Genomic DNA, 17929 nt, shown 5'->3' with positions numbered 1-17929 from the left:
TGATCTATAAATAGACCAGCAATGCTGAATATGGTTCGTTAGTAAGTCAATGGATTTATGGACAAAGTCTATTATGGAATCCCTCCGTCTAATGAGTGCGGCGATGCGGCGGCGATTTCCCCGCCTACAATCGCCCAGTCAACATTGGTAAAGTCTGCCTCAGCCACCAACCCAATGGCTCTAGGGAAACAAATCGGACAGCCGCGGGCACCTTCCGTAATTCGTCGAGCCTAGAGAGGACACGGCCATCTTCCACGCTTGTGCCAAGCCAGACGTTAGGAAGCACCTCGCAATCCCTCTGGGACAAGACGCTCGCCATGCGGTCGGGGCGCTTTGTCAGAATTTGATAGGTGTGCCTCGGGGTCTCCTTCATGGTCGCTCAAACGCGTGCGATGAACGCGGTCGGTACGTCCCCATGAAACAAGTCGGACATGGAGTTGACAAAGACCCGGCGGGGTTTCGCCCATGACTTCGGGGTTTCAATCGAATTTGGGTCCAGCCGTACTTTTCCGGTCCATACCCACCGGCCACCGCTCCGTCTGGTCAGTCCCTTGTACTTAGCTTGCCCCATCGCATCGAGGCGCGCTGTTTGCGTAGCAGCTGGTGCAACCGGCAGTCAGGACCGTGCACCCAGCGACGGGGTTCCACGTAGCATCGGTCCATTCGATCGACGTTTCAGCCATAGAGGCTCCTTTTGCATCGAAGGAAATCAACCCACACATAGCGAGTGGTCAACTTCTCAAAAATACAAAGGCCTGCGTAAAGGTCGAAGCGCCCTTTCGGAATCCCAGGGATTCCCCACGGCGTGTGCCATCGCAAACGGTTTGCCTTTCTGCTGAAGCTGATATCGTTGGCGTTCGCCCATCCGGACTGTTTTCCCATGATAGCTAAAAAGCTGTGCATACCGTCAAACCTGGTAATTGTTTGGGGTGCGAGATTCCCGCTATGCGTGCTCCGTCGAGGACGGTGAGCGGGGGAGGATTTAATGAGGCTGGTTGCGTTTCACGCCGAGAATATCCAGCCGATCAAATTGGTCGAAGCAGATAGCCTATCAGATGTGGTGGTCCTTGCAGGTCCGAATGGCGTCGGAAAGAGCCGCTTCCTACAATGGATGTTGAACCAATTTCAAAACCCCTCCGCCAACGCACAGAACTGGATCATAGTCGACGCTACCTCCGAAACCGAGCGATCCGCGTGGGGAAAGTCGCGCCTCGATACCAGAAATGCGCAGGATGTTGGCCTGCTCCAACAAACCCTCCAACGGGGCGGCCGAAAACGAGCTGATACGAAGAGCAGCCTTCTCAATTTCGAGAGCGACAGAAAGATAACAAATATACAGCCGTACCAATTTAGTTGGGATTACGCCGATCCTTTTCTTGAAGACATTGGTTGGAACTACGGCTTCAACACCTTGAGTAACCGGTTCAATGACACCGTGCACTCGATCTTTAGAAAAGTCCGGAGCCGGAGAGAGAACATTTCTCTTCACGTCGAAGAGCAAATGCGGACTCAGCGTCAGAATGGTAGTGCACATGCCGGGCAAGAGGGATTGGTAAATGGCATCATCATCAATCCCGATGACTTTCCCGATCCATTGGTCCCATTCAAGGAAGCCTTTGCGCGCCTCTTGTCTCCCAAGCAGCTAGAAGAGCCCGATCCGAAGAAGTCGCAGTTGTTCTACGAACATGAGGGACAGAGCTTCCCTATCACTGCGCTTAGTTCAGGGGAGCGGGAGGTCGTAAATATCGTCTTCGATTTCCTGCTGCGAAACCCATCCGACTGCATAGTTGTGTTCGACGAGCCAGAGCTGCATCTTCATCCAGAGCTCAGCTACCGTCTGATCCAGACGCTGCGCACTGCGGGTGCTCGCAATCAGTTCATCTTTTGCACCCATTCGGCCGAAATCATCTCTGCTTCGCTCGACAACTCGGTCATTTTCATTGCTCCTCCAAAGCAGCCGCCCATTAATCAAGCCATCCGGGTCACCGAAAATGATGATACCCACCAAGCACTGCGGCTGGTTGGGCAATCAATAGGCATAGTGGCGCTCGGAAAAAAGATTGTGCTCATTGAGGGACAGCACGGCAGCTTGGACAAGCAGACCTATGGTGCAGTGCTGCGGGGAAGATTTCCGGACTTGGTGTTGGTCCCAAGCGGAGGCAAAGGCTTCATTCAGTCATTTGGATCACTGAACGATCTGGTGCTTAAGAAAACGATTTGGGGCGTTAGCTTTTTCATGTTGTGCGACGCCGATGCCGTGCCACCAAGCCGCGACTTGGGGAGGCTCACTGAGTTGTCTCAAGGCCGGATGCAGGTGTTGAAGCGCTATCACTTAGAGAACTACTTCTTGGACGCAGAAGTAATCGCGCGCATTTTTGAGCCGTTCGAAACAGAAGCGTCCGAGCGCTCTTGGCTCCGCGATCCAGTGGCTATCGACGAGCGTTTGAAGACAATTGCGCGCGAGATACTGTCATATGCCGCAGCGCTAGTGGTGAGTGCGCATTTTCGCGAGCGCGCAGGAAACGTCGATCTGATGCCCAAAGGATGCCAGGGCAAGACAACGGACGAGCTTATTGCGCTCTTTGAAGCGGAGGCAGCCTCCGAGCGACTGCGGCTCAACGAGGCTCTCTCGGCCAACGACATAGCCGCCTTCACTCGACAGACGATGACGGAGTTGGAGACGAGCCTTTCGGATGGCACTTGGCGGAAAAAGATTCCAGGGCGGCCGATTTTGCAGATTTTCTGCTCAAATAAGCATTGCGGTCTCGACTTCGGGCGCTTCAAGAACGCCTTCGTCAAAGCTGCCGAGGATATGGCGAGTTCGCCGTTCGCAGAAATCGAGGAGATTTTTGCTCGGTTTTCTGAGTTCAATCCCGCCGCAATCGTAGCATCAACGCAACCAACTCCCCCCGCTGAAACAACGCACTCAGCCGAAGCACCACCCTCCAGCTTGTAAGCCAGCCCAAACCCCGGTCTTCCGCTAGTTCGCAACATTAGGAGAAGTGCTGGACATCGTGTCTCGGACCAGCGGTATCGGCAAATTCGCTTAGCTCGCAAGACCGAGTGATTTGTTGTTGAGGAAAATACAAAAGTCCCCTACAAAAGTCATCGGCGCATCTAAAAAACGCTAGGTTTATCAAAGGCAAAGACGCGGGACTGCGGTACCCACCCAACTGTACCGGCGTTACCGGAGACTTAGCTCGACAAGGTCGCAGACCAGCGCCCCTCACCAAATCCTGACGCACCGGCTCACCAACTAGGGTCAGCCCTAGCCGCCGTCCATGAATGTGGGGGGAGCATTGAACGCTTCGTCGCGGTGGCGTCCAGCTCGCCACTGAGAGGCAGAGCCTCGTCCATCGTTCAATCGACCGGCCGCGGATAGCCCACCGAACGGATCAAACAAGGGCGCTCTTTCTGGTTCTGGCTCTTGTCGCGATGGCGTTGATGTCCACGCGGGATTTGAACGCGCTAGGACTGATTGGTTCGTCCCTTGCTTCCTGGCCAAAGCCCGAGGCACCGAGGGCTCGGAGCACCAGTCGCAGCTCTGCACGCGGGTGGATCACGGCCGATGTGTTTGGCCAGCGTTGACTGATCAAGCTTGAGGCGCTTGCCCCAGTCGCGGATGAGAGCGCCGATGTCGGCGGGAGCGCACACAAGCATAGACGCCACCACGATCCAAAGTTGCACGATCCGCTCGCCGTCGGCGGCGGACATGGTTCGTCCGCTATCCTCCATGATTGTTTCCTATGGACGGTCACTAATGAAAAACCCTTCCGTGAGCGATGAACATCTCAAGGCGCGACGCCGCGAGGCGTCTGCCTGTCATCGTGGGGCGTGGCATGAGTTAGCGTCCAGCCACGGCGGTACGAAGGCATCCCCCCGTCGAGCGCTCCAGATGTCTGTTTTGCTTGCGACAGCTGGTCTTGATGAGCAGCATACGGACCTCGGCGGGCAGTCAAAAGGCCGCTCCACCATGCAGACGAAATCGCGAGGACCAGTGATCCTAGCGGGTGCGTGCGTTGCCCCGAGAGGGGCATGGCGAGGGTTTTAGAAAAACTTATGGGACGATAAGCAAGAGTGCTCCTGACTGTCAGAAACTCGGCGAAAGTCCTTTCGACGAACAAGAGAGACGTTGGCTGACGATCGTGAGCTTTGCGACAAGGTCGTAGGCATTCAGCCAGTGAGAGTTCTCATTCGCGCAATAAACGTCGCGTCTGATGAAAAATTACAAAATCGGATTATCTCCAACGTCGGAAAAATAGTTCGTCTTCGACTCGCGCAGTCGAGGCTTCTCTGAGACGATGGTCACGCAATGATGACAGCCGGGGACGCTCATGATGCGCAACAACATCGTCGACAAGTTGAGTGATTTGACCAAGCCCACAGCTGGTCGATGCTGTTGCGCGTGCCTGTGTTGAAGCGGCTGAAAATGCACGCGCTCGGATGGTGTCCGAGACGACTGTAGCGCTTCTGAATCAATAGCCTAAACGACGACTACGAACAACAAGTGAGCCGCGCCCGTCTCGACGGGCGGGACAGCACGATGCTGCCCGCCTGAGATCGTCGCTCTTCTCCACGCAAGCCTAATTCTTGAGGGACAAACAGGATGACTGTGAGCAACAATCCGATCAAATTCGCTTATTGGGTGCCGAACGTATCCGGCGGTCTTGTGATTTCTTCGATCGAGCAGCGCACCAGCTGGGATATCGATTACAATCGCAAACTTGCTCAAATCGCCGAGAAGTCTGGCTTCGACTATGCCTTAAGCCAGATCCGATTCACCGCAGGTTATGGCGCCGACAAACAACACGAGTCCGTCAGCTTCTCCCACGCGCTCCTTGGCGCGACCGAGAAGCTCAAGGTTATCGCCGCTCTCCTTCCCGGACCTTGGAACCCGGCGCTGGCCGCAAAGCAGATTGCCACAATTAACCAGCTGACGAATGCGCGCGTTGCGGTCAATATCGTCTCGGGCTGGTTCCGCGGCGAATTCCATGCGATCGGCGAGCCCTGGCTGGACCACGACGAGCGTTACCGTCGCTCGGAGGAATTCATCACCGCGCTACGGGGGATCTGGACCGAGGAAAGCTTCACCCTGAAGGGCGACTTCTATCGGTTCAACGATTATTCGCTCAAGCCAAAGCCGCTCGATCCGCTGCCGGAGATCTTTCAGGGCGGCTCTTCGCGGGCAGCCCGCGACATGGCTGCCCGTGTGTCCGACTGGTATTTCACCAATGGCAATACGCCGGACGGCCTGAAGGCCCAGGTTGAGGACATTAGGACCAAGGAAAAGGCCTTCGGCAAAAGCTGGCGCACCAAAATCGGAATCAATGCCTTCGGTGTCGTCCGGCAAACAGAAGACGAGGCCAAGGAGGTCTTGCAGGAGATTATCGATAAGGCGATCCCCGATGCGGTTCGCGGATTCCACCACGAGGTCCAGAATGCCGGCAATGCCAGCCCCGAGCGCGAGGGCAACTGGGCCAAATCCACCTTCCAGGACCTCGTTCAATACAATGATGGCTTCCGCTCGAACTTGATCGGAACCCCGCAACAGGTCGCCGAACGCATTATCGAGCTCAAGGGCGCTGGTGCCGATCTGATCCTGCTCGGCTTCCTCCATTTCCAGGAAGAGGTCGAATATTTCGGCAAGCATGTGATCCCGCTCGTTCGGGAGCTCGAGGCGAGCGCGCCCGTGCGGGCGCAAGCTGCCGAATAATCGAGTTCGTTATGGAAGGGGGCCAAGTGGCGGGGATTGCGACAGGAGCGGCTGCGCTTGGTCTGGAGGACGATTCTCCCGACGAACATGTCCGTCACGCGAGGCAAGAGCGCGGCAAGGCGATTGTGAGCCGCGCGGAGCCTGTTACGCTTCAAAGTCCGGTCCTCGGACTTTCGAACATCTCGCTGGGCTTCGGAGGTGTCGCAGCACTGCGCGATGTTGATTTACAAGTCGCGCGGGCCGAAATCCGTGCGGTCATTGGGCCGAACGGGGCCGGCAAGAGCTCGCTGCTCAATGTCGTCAGCGGACTCTATTGTCCCGATCAAGGCGAAGTGTGGTTCGGCGAGCATTCGTTCCGTGAGGTGCCGACGTCGAAGCTCGCCGCCCATGGTGTGGCGCGGACATTTCAGAATCTTGGCCTGTTCAAGGGACTTTCGGTCTTCGACAATGTGCTCATGGGTCTTGCGCACCGTGTCCGGGCAGGCTTTCTGCGGCAGATCGTCGGCTCGCCGCTGGCGCGGCGGATCGAGGCGGAGAACCGGTCGGCGGCGAAGGAGATCATCGGCTTCCTGTATCTCGATCACGTTCAGGACAGTCTAGCCGGAACGCTGCCTTATGGCGTGCAGAAGCGCGTCGAGCTTGCGCGGGCGCTGGTGGGCCGGCCAAAGCTCCTGCTGCTGGACGAGCCATTCGCCGGTGTGACGCTGACCGAAAAGCAGGAGTTATCGCACTACGTGCGCAAAGCCCGCGATAGCTTCGGGGCCACCGTCGTCCTGATCGAGCATGACATCGGCGTCGTGATGGGGCTGTCCGACCGCGTGGCCGTGCTCGACCACGGACGGAAGATAGCCGACGGCACCCCTGAGGAAGTCCGAGCCGATCCGGCCGTGATCGATGCCTATCTCGGCGTAGACCACGGGAACGATATGGAGTTTGCGATTTGATGTTCGACTATCAGTTCTTCATTGAGGTGCTGATTGGTGGCCTGCTGTCGGGAGTGATGTACTCCCTGGTCGCGATCGGCTTTGTGCTGATCTACAAGGCCTCCGGCGTACTCAATTTTGCCCAAGGCGCGATGCTGCTGTTCGCGGCGCTGACCTTTGTCAGCTTGGTCGAACGCGGCGCGTCGCTTCCCGCGGCGCTCGTGGCAACGCTGGCCACCATGATCGTACTGGGCCTCGCCATCGAGCGCACGGTGTTGCGGCCGCTGGTCAACCAGCCCCCGATCACCTTGTTCATGGCGACGCTCGGGCTCTCCTACGTGATCGAAGGCGCCGCACAGCTCCTCTGGGGCACGCAAGTACATGGGCTCGACATCGGAATCAGTGATACCCCATTCGAAGTCGCCGGCGTGCTGATCAGCCGGTTCGACCTGTTCGCGGCCGCGGTTGCGGGCAGCCTGGTGGCGGTGTTTGCGCTGTTCTTTCGCTACACCCGCACTGGACTCTCGTTCCGTGCGGTCGCTGACGATCAGTTTGCAGCGCTTGCAGTCGGCCTGCGGCTGCCACGTGTTTGGGCCGCAGTTTGGACAGTGGCCGGGATCGTGGCGCTGGTCGGCGGGCTATTGTGGGGCGCGCGGCTCGGTGTGCAGTTTTCGCTGTCGTTGGTTGTGTTGAAGGCGCTGCCGGTGCTGGTGCTCGGCGGCTTTGATTCCATCCTAGGCGCGATCGTCGGCGGGCTTGTGGTTGGGGCAATCGAGAAATTGGCCGAAGTCTATGTCGGGCCCTCCTTTGGAGGTGGCATCGAGACCTGGGTAGCCTACGTCGCGGCACTTGCGCTCCTCTTGATCCGGCCATCGGGCCTGTTCGGAAAGAAGCCGGTGGAGAGGGTATAGGCAATGGCGATTCCCGCCTCCAGCAAATCAAGCTGTCCGTCGGCCGAAACTCTCTGGGGCGCGATTGTCTTGATGGTCGCCTACGGTGTCGTTCCGTTCGTCGGATCCGACTATCTGCTCGATGCCGTGCTGACGCCGTTCCTGGCGCTGGCACTGGCCGCCGTGGGGCTCAACGTTCTCACCGGATACACCGGACAGGTCTCGCTCGGCTCGGCCGCCTTTCTCGCGGTCGGCGCGTACGCTGCCTATAACCTTCATCTCCGCATCCCGAGCTTGCCGCTGCTGATTGATCTGGTGCTGGCGGGCGGCATCGCTGCTGCCGTTGGGATCCTGTTCGGATTGCCCAGCCTACGGCTGCGGGGGTTCTATCTGGCGGTATCGACCCTCACCGCACAATTCTTCGTTCAATGGGCGCTCACCAAATTCGGCTGGTTCTCTAACGACAATCCGTCCGGCGTGATCGATGCACCCGTTCTAACCGTTGCGGGCATTTCGTTCACGAACGCTGCGGAGCGGTATGTCTTTTCGCTAACGATCGTGGTTATCTCGACCTTGCTGACACTGCGATTGCTACGATCTCAGTCAGGCCGTAACTTCATCGCGGTGCGCGACCATGAGGTCGCGGCCAAAGTGATCGGCGTGCCACTGCTTCGAACCAAGCTGCTCGCCTTCGGCATCTCGTCCTTCCTCATCGGCGTTGCCGGCGTTCTCTGGGCCTTTGCTTATTTGCGCACAGTCGAGCCGGCCGGCTTCAATCTCGACCGTTCGTTCCAGATTCTGTTCATCATCATCATCGGCGGGCTCGGCTCGTTGCGCGGCTCTTTCATCGGGGCGGGCTTCATCGTTGTATTCCCGCTTCTGCTGTCGCGCGTCGGCGCGGCTCTGCTCGGCAGCGTCTTTGATTCCGGCATTCTGGAGATGAGCCAACGTATCGTGATCGGTGCGCTCATCATTGGGTTTCTGATCGCAGAACCACGCGGGCTGATCGCCTTATGGGATCGCACCTGGTCTACCCTTTGGTCTGCAAGGCGCACGGCAGCGCCGACTTGATCTCTTACTCAAAGGAGCTTGCAATGAGCAAACTAAGACGCTTCAAATTGATCATGGGGGCGGTGCTTGCCGCCGGCCTTGCCAGTACGCCGGCGGCCCACGCCGACGAACAGTTTTTCCCGCTGCAGAGCTACCGCGTTGGTCCTTATGCCGCCGGCGGCACCGGCTTCTTCGGCGGTTTCATCGACTACCTCAATCTGATCAACATCCGCGATGGCGGCGTCAATGGCGTGAAATTGACCTGGGATGAGGGCGAGACCCAATACGAAGTCGAGCGCGGCATAGAGGTCTATGAGCGGCTGAAGAACCGTCCCGGCATCGCCGCCTGGAATCCCCTGTCGGTCGGCATCGCCTATGCCATGATCGACCGTATCACCAAGGATAGGGTGCCGCTGATCACGATCAACCATGGTCGTACCGATTCGACCGATGGCCGGGTGTTTCCTTACGTCTTTCCGCTGCTGCTCAATCCCTATAGCGAGACCTCCGGAATCGTGAACTATCTCGCCTCGAGAGAAGGCGGCCCGGACAAGCTGAACGGCAAGAAGATCGTCGTGCTCTATCATGGCTCGCCCTACGGCAAGGAGACGATCCCGATCTATAAGCTGCTCGCGGACAAGTACGGCTTTGGCCTAGAGCAGATCGAGGTTCCGCATCCGGGCAACGAGCAGCAATCGCAGTGGCTGTCGATCCGACGGGCAAAGCCGGACTATGTGGTACTGCGCGGCTGGGGCGTGATGAATCCAGTGGCCTTGAAGACCGCACAAAAGGTCGGCTTCCCAGCCGACCACATCATCGGCAATGTTTGGTCCAATTCCGAGGAAGACGTTATTCCCGCGGGTGATGCGGCCAAGGGCTATATCGCGATTACGACCCAGGCGTCCGGCGCCGAATATCCGGTGCTGCAGGAGGTGATCAAAACCGTCTACGGCGCGAACAAGGGCAATCTCGACGACAAGAAGCGGATCGGCAGCGTCTACCACAATCTCGGGATTGTAAATGGTATCCTCAATGTCGAATCTGTCCGGATCGCGCAGGCCAGGTTCGGCAAGCGCACCCTGACGGGCGACGAGGTTCGCTGGGGCTTTGAGCACCTCCAGCTGGATTCGGCGCGGGTGGAAGCACTGGGCGCGAAGGGGCTATTCCATTCGATCAACGTCACCTGGGACAATCATGAGGGCGACGGCCGTGTCACGTTTCAGCAATGGGACGGCAGCAAGTGGAAGGTCGTCTCGGATTGGATCGCGCCCAACTGGGCGTTCCTCCGGCCGATCATCGAGAAGTCGTCGACGGCCTATGCCAAGGAGCATGGCATCAAGATCCGTACCTCCGGTGATGATCCGGTGAGCCAGTAGTGAAGGAATAGGCGGTACCTTTCGGGAGCGTCAGCTTACGAACGGTGCCGCCTTGGGATGGATGGATCCGGCATGAGTGACATTCTGCTTTCAGTCGAGGGGCTTGCGGCGACGTACAATTACGTCATCCGTGCCGTGAACGAGGTATCGTTCGCGGTTCGGCGCGGCGAGATCGTCGCTCTCCTCGGCGCCAATGGTGCGGGCAAATCGACCACGCTTCAAGCGATCTCGTGCCTCTTACCGGCGCGGCGCGGTCAGATAGCTGCCGGGCGGATCGCTTTTGAAGGCCGCGACATCGCATCTGCGTCGCCCGCCAAATTGGTCCGATCCGGGATCGTTCCGGTGCTTGAAGGTCGGCATTGCTTCCTATCGTTGACCGTGGAAGAGAACCTTATTACGGGTGCCATTGGCCGAGAGGCCAAGTCTCGCATGATCCGCACGGATCTGGAGGAGATCTACGAGCTTTTCCCGCGACTGAAGGATCATCGCAGGTCTATCTCGGGACTAACGTCGGGCGGCGAACAGCAGATGACAGCGATCGGCCGCGCGCTGATGTCGCGGCCGCGGCTGTTGGTGCTCGACGAACCGTCCATGGGGCTCGCCCCGCTTGTCGTTGAGAGCATTTTCCGAGCGCTGAAGCGGCTCAACAGAGAGCGGGGCCTCTCGATCCTGGTAGCTGAACAGAATTCGACGGTCGCGCTACGCTTTTCCGACCACGCGGTCGTCCTCGAGAACGGCCATAGCGTCCTGTCCGGTGCATCAGTCGCCTTGCGCAACCGCGACGAGATCAAAGCGCTTTACCTCGGCGGCTCACTGCAAACAGACTCCACAAAGAAAGTGCTGACGCACGCCGTTGCCTGAATTCGTCAGAAAAAAGGAGAGACTAACTATGGCCGTAGCCAAGCTGGTACACAATTTCGACCATGACCTCTATTCCCGGCTGGATGCCGCCATCGATGCGACCATAAGGGTCAATGCCGAACGCAACGATCTCGAAAGCCGCTTTCCCAAAGAGAATCTGGAGGCGTTGGCCGAAGCGGGCTGGACCGGCGTCCTGAACGAAACCCGGTTTGGCGGCCTTGGCCAAGGCCATGTCGATTTTGCCGAAGCTGCCCATCGTATTGGCCAGGTTGATGCATCGACTGGCCTTATCTACGTCATGCATGTCGGCGCGGCTCAGACCATCAATCTATATGGCAGCGACGACCAGAAGGAGCGCTGGCTCAAGGCGAAGAACGGTGCCTTGCTGGGTACATATTCGACCAGTGAACGCGCGACCGGGGGACACTGGTGGTATAATCTATCGGAGGCATCGCGCGACGGTGACGACTATCTGCTCGATGCCAAGAAATCATTCACAACGAGCTCCGGTCAGGCTGACTTCTATGTCGTGCAGACACGTACGCCCGGCGCCAAGGATCAGGCCGACATTGTCTTTTTCATCGTCGACGGCAAGTCTCCCGGGATCGAATCGAAGCCTTGGAACGCCCTCGGCGTGCGCGCCAATCACTCGGGGCCTATCCAGTACACCAGCGTGCGGGTACCGCAACGGGACCGGCTCGGCGCAGAAGGACAGGGGAAGGAAATCATCTACAACGGTGTCTCGCCAGTCTATCTGATCGGGCTCGGGGCCGTCTGGGAAGGCCTGGCGAGGGGCGTGTTGAATGCGGCCGTCAAGCACACCGCAAGTTTCGTACACAAGGATCGGAACAAAAGACTTGCGGACTATCAGGCAATCCGACAGGAGCTCGGTGCGGCCAAGGTGCTCGTCGAATCGTTGCGGCCGTGGCGCCTTGAACTAGCAGCAAGGCTGGACGAACTCTGGCGCGTCGGCAAGCCGCAAAGTGAAATCCTGATCCCGCTGACCGAGTTCAAGGTGCACGCCGCCGAGGTCGCGAACAAGGTCGCCGCCGCTGCACTGACGGTGACGGGAGGTTATGGCTATCACCGAGGGCCGATCGAGCGTTCCTTCCGCGACGCTCGTGCTGCCATCGCAATGGGGCCGTCCAACATCATTGCTCGGGACTGGATTGGCAAATCGCTGGTCGGCCTTCCGCTAGAGCTGTTCTACGAAGGCGGAGAATAGTTCGAACTAAGCCTATCCGGTTGACGCACACCGGCTAGTGCTAGTTTCAGACCACTGGAGATGCCGCAATGAACGAGACTTTTCGAAGTTCGGAAATACTGCGGCTTGCGGCCAAGTACGTGTGGTGGACGCCGCCCGATATTGTTGCGTCCGACGGAATGTCTAGGCTCGTTGCTAATGTGATGGAGATGGGTACCTGGGAAGACGCCTCCGCGCTGATCGAATGCGTCGGAATTGATATGTTTAGGGAAGTTCTAAATTCTCCCCCAGTTGGCGTAGTCTCCAACCGATCGCTCGCTTTTTGGCATTATCGATTGGGCGGGCATGGAACACCGCCGAAGTCGCGTCGCCGGTTTTCCTGACGCTGGATTTGCTTATGGTGTTTACGCCGCGCCTCGACATTCTACCCCCTGCTCAACGCAGCCTATGGCCTCATCTCGCCCAAGTGCCCGGCCACTTTGTTCTATATGGCGGTACGGCGATTGCGCTTCGCCTCGGACATCGTCAATCCGTCGATTTCGACTTTTTTTCGGACGCTGATCTCGACGACGGACAAAAGTACAACCTGCTGAACGAAATCGCGTGGCTCAAAGGCGCCTCCGTACTGCAAAACGAGAAGGATACGTTGACAGTCAGCGTCGATCATATGGGCGCGCCGATAAAGGTGTCATTCTTCGGGGGCGTGAAGAACGGTTGCGTATGTGAACCGGACAAGACCGACGACGATGTCCTGTGCGTCGCGTCGATGTACGACTTGTTCGCACATAAGCTGATTCATGATCGGGGCGAAGCCAAGGATTACCAGGATATCGCTGTCATACTTGCAAACGGGCAGAGCCTGCCGCGCGGACTAGCCGCGTTGGAGGCCCTTTTCGGGTCGAGTGTGCCTCCGATGATCACGTTGAAGTCGCTGACCTACTTCAACGACTTGAACGAGCCGTGGCGCCTTACCGACGATATGAAGTCCACGATAACGACGGCCATAAGCGGTCTCCCGAAATCCTGGGGAAGGATTTCCATTTTCTCGCGGACGCTTTGTTGCCAGGAGTCCAAAAATCCGAAGCCATAGTCGCAGCTTGATGGATATTTTTCAGCGCGACGACCTGCCGTTCCCGCAGTCTCTGCCTGAGTTTCAGCGATTGTTCCCCGACGACGCGGCTTGCGCTGGCTACCTCGAAAAGGTCCGTTGGAAGGATGAGTTCGTTTGCCCTCATTGCGGAGTTTCCGGTTCACCATTCCGTTTCACCAACCGCCCCGGGGTCTTACGCTGCCGCAACTGCCGGAAGAATACAGGGCTAACTGTGGGCACGGTGATGGAGCGCTCGCATACGCCGCTCAGTGTTTGGTTCTGGGCAGCGTATCTTGTCTCTAGTCAAACGCCCGGCATGTCCGCCGCGCAGTTCCAGCGCCAGATTGGATTAAAGCGCTATGAGACGGCATTCCAGATCCTGCACAAGTTGCGCGCCGGGATGGTGCGGCCGGCCCATGACCGCATCGGTGGGCGCGCCAACGAGCATGTCGAAGTCGACGAAACTTGGGTTGGCGGACGCACGCGCGGCGAAGGCAGCGGCGTCCACCACAAGACGCTAGTTGCGGCCGCTACCGAAGTACGTCAACGTGTACCGGGGACCAAACGCGACGCGCGCAGGAACGGACGCTACGCCGGGCGGATCCGACTCGCGGTCATTCCGGACCGCAGCGCCGGATCACTGTGCGGCTTTGTTGAACAAGCCGTCGCGCCTGGGGCGAAGGTCGTCACCGACAATTGGTCCGGGTACGCAGATCTCACCAAGCTTGGGTATGACCATCATGCAGTCGCGGAACGGAGTGATCCGCGAGTCGCCGAGGAGCACCTGCCGATAGTTCATCTGGTGTTCGCCAACTTGAAGACTTGGCTGATCGGCACCCACCACGGCGTCAGCCCGCAGCACCTGCAAGCCTACCTCAACGAGTTTACCTTCCGGTTCAATCGGCGATTCTATCCATTCAACGCCCTCCGCTCCCTACTCGGCATCACCGGCGAAGTGACCGCGCCGACTTACGAAGCGCTTTATTCCGGCGAATGGCGTCACCCTACATGTCGCAACGATGGGTGAAAACCGAATAGGCATAGTTCGAACTTCGCAGGGCAACCCGCGGAGCATTGGAACCTCGTGCATGCCGCGGGAGATGCGGCGATCAGGATCGGATAGTGAACGGCACGTTACGGCGCCGGCCAGCCGGGGTGACGAGCAGGCGTTGGGAGTTCTTCATGAGCGCACGAGTTGGACGCGCCGACCGATCCGGGCCGGGATCGGAATTCAGCGTTGTACCGAAAGCGCAGATCATCAGGTCCGATGCCGAAGCCATCGACATCGCGCACAAAGTGGCCGCCGAACTTGCGCTCGAGGCTCCAGCGCGCGATCGCGAACGGCGTCAGCCGGTAGCCGAACTTGATCGTTTTTCATCAAGCGGTCTCTGGGGCATCTCCGTGCCGAAATCTTATGGCGGGGCAGGCGTCTCGTTCGTGACGGTTGGAGAAGTGGTCAAGATCATCTCGGCTGCCGACCCCTCGCTTGGGCAAATTCCACAAAGTCATCTGAGAGTCCTGGACCTACTGCGACTGACCGGCTCCGAATAGCAGAAGAACTTCTGGTTCAGTAAGGCCTTGCAAGGTTATCGCTTCGGTAACGCGGTCTCGGAAGCCAAAAGCAAGCATGCCGGAATTTTCGAGACAACGATGACCCCTGATGGCGACGGATATCGTATCAACGGTCAGAAGTTCTATGCGACCGGGGCCCTAGGCGCCGCTATGGTACGCAGCTGCGGATTCGTTACGATCGCGCGGTCTACCAACACGGACGTCTCACACTGCGGATGGTCTTGATGCTCAGTGGGAACTCTGGCTAAATCGCGCGCGTTCAACTTGGAGTTACCGTTGTGGCGATAGGTACTGTGAAATGGTTCAGCGCAACTAAGGGCCACGGCTTTATCAAGCCGGATGGCGGCCCTGATGTCTTCGTGCACATTCGTGCCGTTGAAAGGGCCGGCTATAGCGAGCTGGCAGAGGGTGCAAAGATTAGCTATGAGATAACGACCGGACGTTCTGGCAGAGTCGCCGCCGAAAATCTCCGACTTGGATAGTCTTCCTCGCGCAAACGAAAATCAGCCAACCATTCCTCGTTCTGGCTCCGCCTCCGGCTTGTCCGCGAGGCGTAGGTTCGGCCTCAGCATATCCCCCCGGAGCCCGCTGAGGCCGTTTCCTTGTTTGGCGCTGTAATTCCTCGAGCCCTGAAGAGCGCGGCCAATTGTGTGGGGTTCGTTAACGGACGATGCCCTGAAGAAGTCTGAGCGCTGTTTTTGGCTTGAATCCCAGCTCGCCGCGACCAGGAGCAAGGAGCTTTGGATAGCCTCTCTTGGAATTCCCGAACGCATCATCAGAATGGCTTTTGCCGCTCGTTTCGCCAACTCACGAACCAAGCTCCGCTTTCACCGTGCCGCTGGCGCCCGTTCGCCCCCAATTCATAGGATGCGAGCATCATCTCAGTCGAGGAACATCTGATGGCTTTATTCGGATGAAAAGCTGCGCGGTTCCCGCGACAAAGAGCAGAATTTCGGCGGTATATGGCCTACTACCGTGAAGTTTCGTCTGTGTTGCCGGCTACTATTTGTGCATAGGGCCCAAGCTGGCGCTGAAGAACCGGCTATTCCTTGAGATCGGCGCTCAACAATTGCTGATCTCAGTTGTTTTGATGCATCGTGTTGCCTGAGCCCATTTTGGATCACACAAGAAGGTTACGTACGTTTCGGCCGAAGTGAACACCAACCGTGATTGGCGACACCGAGACCTGCCGGAAACAAACAAGACGCCAGATGCAAATGAAAGAAAGACTCGATCGAGCCGTTAGTGACTTCATCTGGAATATCGTCGAGGTGCATTCCATTCTCGAGGAAATACACAAGAGTTGGGCTCAGCTATTAGGCGTAACCGAGCCGCAGTGGTTGATCTTGATGGCCATCGACGAACTCGACGAAGGTGGAGGCGTCTCGGGAATAGCGGTTGCGAACAAACTGCGTATCCATCCCGCCTTCGTCAGCCATCAAACAAAGCGACTCGAAAAGCTGGAGCTCCTTGCCCGCGTGACATCGCCTGATGATGCGCGATACCTGCGGATGTCGCTGACTGAAAAGGCGCAGGCGGACATCAGGAAGCTGTCAAGCAAAAGACAAGCTCTTAACTCTACAATGCTTGACGGGCTCGACGAGGAGTCTCTTCACTACGTCAACAAACGGCTAGTCTTGCTTGCCAAGAACAGCCGATTGGCATCTCAAAAGCTAAGTATCGGATTGTAGGCCTAATTGACGCAATGCTGAGCATCAGAGCCTGCTCGCTGGCACCATACGGGCTCTCCTTGGCGTGATCTTCGGGAGGCCACCATGATCTCGGATACGGAGGCCATCCGCTCCATCAATGCATACCGCCGACCTGGCACTCAAGACACTCCGAATCCTGTCATCCGCGCCAATGGCCGCAAGATTGCGCACAACGCCGGCCCCTAAACGGCATTCGGAAAACTGCCGGTGCGACGCGCGCGAGCGAAGCAGCATCCTCTGCTGTTCCAAGGAGATCGACCATCTGCTTCATCGCGTTGGTTTGATTGACGCGCATCTGCGGAAACGACGAACGTCGGACTGTTCGGGCTGAAAGGCCTGAACTAGAACCGGCACGACGCTCGCAGGATCGCTGTTGCCACATACGAAAACATCAGCGGCCGCGTAGGACCTCTCAGGCCAAGTATGCAAGGTGATGTGCGATTCCGCCAGCAAGGCTATTGCCGAGACGCCGTGACCCGGACAAAACTCATGAACATGAAGGTGGAGTAAGGTCGCACTCGCCGCAAGCACGGCTTTTCGGATTGCGTCTTCCGCAATGGCCGGGTCGTCAAGGTTCTTCGCTCCCCATAGGTCGATGAGCATATGCGTCCCACCCGAGGACAGAGCCGGCGGGGCTGCCTTCTCGCCATCAATAGTCATTGAGAATTCTCCATTGAATTATCGGCCCATTAGGCTGAGCTATTCGGGATTTGGATGACGAAGGGATCAGGCGCGCTCGGCACTTGGATGATTTCAATGCCGTCATTGAATCTGACAACTGCGACCTTGGGCGCTTATGTGTGCCTTAAGCCGCCGCCGGGTCCCTTATGCAGCAGCTCGAACACCATCGGCCTGGCGGTGGTTGGCATCAAGGAGCCCTTCGTCCGCATGCTCCTGTATTGCCCGGTGGCGAACAGGCTCTCGATGGAATTGGTGGTTTGGCAAGAGATCCCTGTTCGGGGTGCGTCGCGATCCTTGACCAGGCATTCGAACACCAGGCCGTACTTGCCGCAACGCTTGTCGGCCAAGACGTCGATCGCCCCTTCGGTAGACGCTCGGTTCGCGCCCAACAAACCTCGCGTCTTGCAGAAGTCGAGCGCTCCGTCGCCGACATTTGCATTTCCAAGCCACCCTTCCCTTGAGGTAGGGCACGGTGTGGCTCTGCGTGCCCAAAGCGACCGGCTCCGGTGACAAAGCCGCTTGGACCCGCCTTGCAGTTTATCCTCACTGCTATGCCGGAGCCGGCAAGACAGGTATTTGTGCAGTTGGAGACAGAGCCGTTTGCATCGCGTTTGAGGCCAAACACCCAACCATTTCTCTGCGAGTTGTAGCCGATCCGGTCGCCTGCAGAAAAGGCGGGAGTATCGGCGCGGCCGCCATAGACAGACGGAACGTCGGGATTTCTGAAGCATGTTTGAGCGCAGATACTGCGGGCGTGCGCGCCTATATATTCTCCGGACCAGCTCCGCGGGGCCGATGGCAGATGTACTGCTGGCTCAAGATCCGCCGAATTGGCTACGCCGCTTGCTTCCAGCGCA

The 17929-nt window shown here is 57.9% G+C and carries 15 protein-coding genes and 1 pseudogene; 13 read left to right on the top strand and 3 right to left on the bottom strand.

The annotated features are described in order from the left end of the window. Window positions 1-116 precede the first annotated feature (116 nt). A pseudogene (locus NLN62_RS10255) lies at window positions 117-683 on the bottom strand (DUF5131 family protein); the annotation flags it as partial. A gap of 302 nt (window positions 684-985) precedes the next feature. Between NLN62_RS10255 and NLN62_RS10250 the strand changes: the two are divergent. The 13 genes from NLN62_RS10250 to NLN62_RS10190 all read left to right on the top strand — a co-directional run bounded on the left by NLN62_RS10250 (window position 986) and on the right by NLN62_RS10190 (window position 16370). Then, the gene (locus NLN62_RS10250; RefSeq protein ID WP_254108670.1) at window positions 986-2956 is read left to right on the top strand and encodes an ATP-binding protein; all 1971 of its coding nucleotides are present in this window, start codon (window positions 986-988) and stop codon (window positions 2954-2956) included. A gap of 1650 nt (window positions 2957-4606) precedes the next feature. Beyond that, window positions 4607-5713 carry a dimethylsulfone monooxygenase SfnG gene (gene sfnG / locus NLN62_RS10245; RefSeq protein WP_254108668.1) on the top strand — a complete coding sequence of 369 codons (1107 nt, stop codon included), beginning with the start codon at window positions 4607-4609 and terminating at the stop codon, window positions 5711-5713. An 11-nt stretch (window positions 5714-5724) separates the two neighbouring features. Continuing rightward, window positions 5725-6657: an ABC transporter ATP-binding protein gene (locus NLN62_RS10240; RefSeq protein ID WP_254108666.1), complete on the top strand. Its 933-nt coding sequence runs from the start codon at window positions 5725-5727 to the stop codon at window positions 6655-6657. Further along, window positions 6657-7547 carry a branched-chain amino acid ABC transporter permease gene (locus NLN62_RS10235; RefSeq protein ID WP_254108665.1) on the top strand — a complete coding sequence of 297 codons (891 nt, stop codon included), beginning with the start codon at window positions 6657-6659 and terminating at the stop codon, window positions 7545-7547. The genes NLN62_RS10240 and NLN62_RS10235 overlap by 1 nt, the downstream gene beginning before the upstream one ends. 72 nt (window positions 7548-7619) lie before the next feature. Next, entirely contained in the window at window positions 7620-8597 is a 978-nt protein-coding gene (locus tag NLN62_RS10230; protein ID WP_371933113.1) for a branched-chain amino acid ABC transporter permease, read from the top strand. Window positions 8598-8620: 23 nt separating this feature from the next. Next, a complete protein-coding gene (locus NLN62_RS10225) occupies window positions 8621-9952 on the top strand; it encodes an ABC transporter substrate-binding protein (protein ID WP_254108661.1) in 1332 nt (443 codons plus the stop codon). A gap of 72 nt (window positions 9953-10024) precedes the next feature. Continuing rightward, window positions 10025-10813: an ABC transporter ATP-binding protein gene (locus NLN62_RS10220; protein WP_254108659.1), complete on the top strand. Its 789-nt coding sequence runs from the start codon at window positions 10025-10027 to the stop codon at window positions 10811-10813. A 28-nt stretch (window positions 10814-10841) separates the two neighbouring features. Next, window positions 10842-12038, top strand: coding sequence for an acyl-CoA dehydrogenase family protein (locus NLN62_RS10215; protein ID WP_254108657.1), 1197 nt, complete (start codon window positions 10842-10844; stop codon window positions 12036-12038). A 301-nt stretch (window positions 12039-12339) separates the two neighbouring features. Then, the gene (locus NLN62_RS10210; protein ID WP_254108655.1) at window positions 12340-13107 is read left to right on the top strand and encodes a nucleotidyl transferase AbiEii/AbiGii toxin family protein; all 768 of its coding nucleotides are present in this window, start codon (window positions 12340-12342) and stop codon (window positions 13105-13107) included. A 10-nt stretch (window positions 13108-13117) separates the two neighbouring features. Next, entirely contained in the window at window positions 13118-14134 is a 1017-nt protein-coding gene (locus NLN62_RS10205) for an IS1595 family transposase (protein WP_254108653.1), read from the top strand. A gap of 155 nt (window positions 14135-14289) precedes the next feature. Further along, the gene (locus tag NLN62_RS10200; RefSeq protein WP_027524816.1) at window positions 14290-14658 is read left to right on the top strand and encodes an acyl-CoA dehydrogenase family protein; all 369 of its coding nucleotides are present in this window, start codon (window positions 14290-14292) and stop codon (window positions 14656-14658) included. A gap of 299 nt (window positions 14659-14957) precedes the next feature. Continuing rightward, on the top strand, window positions 14958-15161 hold the full coding sequence (locus NLN62_RS10195; RefSeq protein WP_254108652.1) for a cold-shock protein: 204 nt from the start codon (window positions 14958-14960) through the stop codon (window positions 15159-15161). 684 nt (window positions 15162-15845) lie between these two features. Further along, window positions 15846-16370: a MarR family winged helix-turn-helix transcriptional regulator gene (locus NLN62_RS10190; protein WP_254108650.1), complete on the top strand. Its 525-nt coding sequence runs from the start codon at window positions 15846-15848 to the stop codon at window positions 16368-16370. A gap of 288 nt (window positions 16371-16658) precedes the next feature. Here NLN62_RS10190 and speD read toward each other — a convergent pair whose 3' ends face one another. Next, window positions 16659-17051 (bottom strand): adenosylmethionine decarboxylase, encoded by a 393-nt coding sequence (speD, locus tag NLN62_RS10185; RefSeq protein WP_254108649.1) that lies wholly within the window; start codon window positions 17049-17051, stop codon window positions 16659-16661. Window positions 17052-17185: 134 nt separating this feature from the next. After that, a complete protein-coding gene (locus NLN62_RS10180; protein ID WP_254108648.1) occupies window positions 17186-17419 on the bottom strand; it encodes a hypothetical protein in 234 nt (77 codons plus the stop codon). Window positions 17420-17929 lie beyond the last annotated feature (510 nt).

It is taken from the genome of Bradyrhizobium sp. CCGUVB23 (assembly GCF_024199885.1).
In the GTDB taxonomy this organism is placed as follows: domain Bacteria; phylum Pseudomonadota; class Alphaproteobacteria; order Rhizobiales; family Xanthobacteraceae; genus Bradyrhizobium.
Note: the sequence above shows the minus strand (reverse complement) of the source record. Positions and strands in the feature narration are given on the sequence as shown.